We start from the raw sequence: 3,837 nt of genomic DNA, 5'->3' as shown, positions 1-3,837 counted from the left end.
ACGGGGCGTACGCCCCGTGCGGGGCGTCCGGCTCGTACGGGGCGTCCGCGTACGAGCCGTACGAGCTCACCGGGAAGGTCGTGGCCCTCCGCGAGGCCGACGAGGTCGGCGGCGACTTGGCCGCCGTACGTCACGGCGGGGTGACCACGGTCCTGGTCAGCCGCCGCAAACCGTTCCGCACCCGCGCGGACTTCGGCGAGTTGGGCCCGCGCGAATACGACCTGCTCGTCGTCAAGGCAGGCTGCCCGGCCCCGGAGCTCTACGCCCTGGCAGCCGACTGGCAGCTGGCCCTCACCCCGGGCAGCGTCGACCAGGACCTCCCCCGCCTGGGCCACCACCGCCTGGAGCGCCCCCTGTTCCCCTTCGACCCCGACATGCCGGCCCCGGACCTCACACCGGAGCTGCTGTAGCCGCGGCGGTTCCCTCACCCCCAAAAACCAGCGGCGGGGCGCACCCTCAGGGTGCGCCCCGCCGGCGGGGTCCGGGGCGGCGGTCAGCCCTGGACGCCCAGCTTCTCCAGGATCAGCTCGCGTACGCGCGCCGCGTCGGCCTGGCCGCGGGTGGCCTTCATGACCGCGCCCACCAGCGCGCCCGCCGCCGCGACCTTGCCGCCGCGGATCTTGTCGGCGATGGCCGCGTTGCCCGCGATGGCCTCGTCGACGGCGGCGCCGAGCGCGCCCTCGTCCGAGACGACCTGCAGACCGCGCGCCTGGACGACCGCGTCCGGGTCGCCCTCGCCCGCCAGCACGCCCTCGATGACCTGGCGCGCCAGCTTGTCGTTGAGCGAGCCCTCGGCGACCAGGGCGCATACGCGCGCGACCTGGACCGGGGTGATCGGCAGGGACGCGAGGTCGACGCCGTCCTCGTTGGCCCGGCGGGCCAGCTCGCCCATCCACCACTTACGCGCCGACGCGGCGTCCGCGCCCGCGTCGATCGTGGCGGTGATCAGGTCGATCGCGCCCGCGTTGAGGACGGACTGCATCTCGTGGGCCGAGATGCCCCACTCCTCGCGCAGCCGGGTGCGGCGCACCCGCGGCAGCTCCGGCAGCGTGCCCCGCAGCTCCTCCACCCATTCACGCGACGGCGCGACCGGCACCAGGTCGGGCTCGGGGAAGTAGCGGTAGTCCTCCGCCTCTTCCTTGACCCGGCCGGGCGTCGTGGAGCCGTCCTCCTCGTGGAAGTGACGGGTCTCCTGGATCACCGTGCCGCCGCCGCCCAGCACAGCGGCCTGGCGCTGGACCTCGAAGCGGGCCGCGCGCTCGACGGAGCGCAGCGAGTTGACGTTCTTGGTCTCGGAGCGGGTGCCGAACTTGTCGGCGCCGTGCGGCCGCAGCGACAGGTTCACATCGCAGCGCATCTGGCCCATCTCCATGCGCGCCTCGGAGACCCCGAGCGCCTTGATGAGTTCGCGCAGCTCCGCGACATACGCCTTGGCGACCTCCGGGGCCCGGTCCCCGGCCCCCTCGATCGGCTTGGTGACGATCTCGATGAGCGGGATACCGGCCCGGTTGTAGTCGAGGAGGGAGTGCTGGGCGCCGTGGATACGGCCCGTCGCGCCGCCGATGTGGGTGGACTTGCCGGTGTCCTCCTCCATGTGGGCGCGCTCGATCTCGACCCGGAAGACCTCGCCGCCGTCGATCTCGACGTCCAGATAGCCGTTGAAGGCGATCGGCTCGTCGTACTGCGAGGTCTGGAAGTTCTTCGGCATGTCCGGATAGAAGTAGTTCTTCCGGGCGAAGCGGCACCACTCGGCGATCTCGCAGTTCAGCGCGAGGCCGATCTTGATGGCGGACTCGACGCCGGTCTCGTTGACGACCGGGAGCGAGCCGGGCAGGCCGAGGCAGGTGGGGCAGGTCTGCGCGTTGGCCTCGGCGCCCAGCGCCGTGGAGCAGCCGCAGAACATCTTGGTCGTGGTGCCGAGCTCGACGTGGACCTCGAGCCCCATCACGGGGTCGTAGACGGCGAGGGCGTCCTCGTACGACACCAGTTCAGTGACGGTCACAGAAAACTAACCTCTCAGTCCGCCAGGACGTCGTCGTCGCCCATGCGCTTGAGCTCACGGACGAGCAGAGCGACGGTGGTGACGATCGCGGCGGCCGAGACCACCGCGTCGACCAGCTGCAGCTTGTCGTTCTCGGATCGGGCCTTCTTGACCTGCTTGGTCACGCTCACCGCGCCGAAGAGCGCGGAGCCGATGGACAGGTAGGTGCCCGGCTTGGACTTCTTGAAGCTCTTGGCCTTCTTCAACGCACTCATAGTGACTGTGCCTCCTCGAGCAGCGGGTGCCCCCACTTGTCGACGAACGCGGCCTCGACCGCGGCGCCGACCTTGTAGAGCCGGTCGTCGGCCAGGGCGGGAGCGATGATCTGCAGGCCGACCGGCAGACCGTCCTCGGGCGCCAGGCCGCAGGGCAGTGACATGGCCGCGTTCCCCGCGAGGTTCGCCGGAATGGTGCACAGGTCGGCCAGATACATCGCCATCGGGTCGTCGACGCGCTCGCCGATCGGGAAGGCGGTCGTCGGGGTGGTCGGCGAGACCAGCACGTCCACCTGCTCGAAGGCGCGCTGGAAGTCCTGGGTGATCAGGGTGCGGACCTTCTGCGCGGAGCCGTAGTACGCGTCGTAGTAGCCGGAGCTCAACGCGTACGTCCCCAGCATGATCCGGCGCTTGACCTCGGCGCCGAAGCCCTCCGCGCGGGTGAGCGCGGTGACGTCCTCGGCGGACCGCGAACCGTCGTCGCCGACCCGCAGGCCGTAGCGCAGACCGTCGAAGCGGGCCAGGTTGGACGAGCACTCGGACGGCGCGATCAGGTAGTACGCGGCCAGCGCCTTGTCGAACGACGGGCAGGACAGCTCCACGACCTCGGCGCCGAGCTCACGCAGCAGCTCCACCGACTCGTTGAAGCGCTGCACGACGCCGGCCTGGTAGCCCTCGCCGCTGAACTCCTTCACCACGCCGATGCGCATACCGCGCACGCTGCCGTTGCGCGCGGCCTCGACGACCGGCGGGACCGGGGCGTCGATGGAGGTGGAGTCGAGCGGGTCGTGCCCGGCGATGACCTCGTGCAGCAGCGCCGCGTCCAGCACGGTCCTGGCGCACGGGCCGCCCTGGTCCAGGGACGAGGAGAAGGCCACCATGCCGTAGCGGGACACTCCGCCGTACGTCGGCTTGACGCCGACCGTGCCGGTCACGGCGGCGGGCTGGCGGATCGAGCCGCCGGTGTCAGTCCCGATCGCGAGCGCGGCCTGGAACGATGCGAGCGAGGCGGAGGAGCCGCCGCCGGAGCCGCCGGGGATACGGGTGAGGTCCCACGGGTTGTTGGTGGGGCCGTACGCGCTGTTCTCCGTCGAGGACCCCATGGCGAACTCGTCCATGTTGGTCTTGCCGAGAATCACCACGTCCGCGTCCTTCAGACGGGTGACCAGCGTCGCGTCGTACGGCGGAATCCACCCTTCGAGGATCTTGGAACCGACCGTGGTCGGGATCCCCTTGGTGGTGAAGATGTCCTTGAGCGCGAGCGGAACACCGGCCAGCGGGCCGAGCTCCTCGCCGCGGGCGCGCTTGTCGTCCACGGCGCGGGCCTGCGCCAGTGCGCCCTCGCGGTCGACATGCAGGAAGGCGTGCACCTTCTCGTCGACCGCCTCGATACGGGCCAGGTGCGCCTCGGTCACCTCGACGGCGGTGACCTCGCCGGAGGCGATCTTCTCGGCGATGCCGGATGCGGTGAACTTGGTCAGATCAGCCATGCGAGTCACTCCTCCCCCAGGATCTGCGGCACCTTGAATCGCTGCTGCTCCTGGGCGGGGGCGCCGGACAGCGCCTCCTGCGGGGTCAGCG

The 3,837-nt window shown here is 70.9% G+C and carries 4 protein-coding genes and 1 pseudogene; 1 reads left to right on the top strand and 4 read right to left on the bottom strand.

The window, feature by feature from the left end:
• The coding region (locus CCN51_RS13600; protein ID WP_211303223.1) for an MlrC C-terminal domain-containing protein at positions 1–410 on the top strand (410 nt) is incomplete at its 5' end.
• Positions 411–493: 83 nt separating this feature from the next.
• Here the strand turns inward: CCN51_RS13600 and gatB are convergent.
• The 4 genes and pseudogenes from gatB to CCN51_RS13580 form a co-directional block, all read right to left on the bottom strand.
• Positions 494–2,002, bottom strand: coding sequence for an Asp-tRNA(Asn)/Glu-tRNA(Gln) amidotransferase subunit GatB (gene gatB, locus CCN51_RS13595; protein WP_014176167.1), 1,509 nt, complete (start codon positions 2,000–2,002; stop codon positions 494–496).
• Between the two features lie 14 nt (positions 2,003–2,016).
• Complete coding sequence (locus CCN51_RS13590; protein WP_014176168.1) at positions 2,017–2,256, bottom strand: hypothetical protein; 240 nt, start codon at positions 2,254–2,256, stop codon at positions 2,017–2,019.
• Complete coding sequence (gene gatA, locus CCN51_RS13585) at positions 2,253–3,746, bottom strand: Asp-tRNA(Asn)/Glu-tRNA(Gln) amidotransferase subunit GatA (RefSeq protein ID WP_014176169.1); 1,494 nt, start codon at positions 3,744–3,746, stop codon at positions 2,253–2,255. The genes CCN51_RS13590 and gatA overlap by 4 nt, the downstream gene beginning before the upstream one ends.
• 5 nt (positions 3,747–3,751) lie before the next feature.
• Positions 3,752–3,837: pseudogene (locus CCN51_RS13580) on the bottom strand (Asp-tRNA(Asn)/Glu-tRNA(Gln) amidotransferase subunit GatC); the annotation flags it as partial.

This window comes from Streptomyces milbemycinicus (assembly GCF_002154605.1).
Lineage (GTDB): Bacteria > Actinomycetota > Actinomycetes > Streptomycetales > Streptomycetaceae > Streptomyces > Streptomyces milbemycinicus.
Note: the sequence above shows the minus strand (reverse complement) of the source record. Positions and strands in the feature narration are given on the sequence as shown.

What these genes read in the sequence shown, in the direction of transcription:
- gatA (WP_014176169.1), bottom strand. Translation starts at nt 3,746, where the DNA reads ATGGCTGATCTGACCAAGTTCACCGCATCCGGCATCGCCGAGAAGATC.
- CCN51_RS13590 (WP_014176168.1), bottom strand. Translation starts at nt 2,256, where the DNA reads ATGAGTGCGTTGAAGAAGGCCAAGAGCTTCAAGAAGTCCAAGCCGGGC.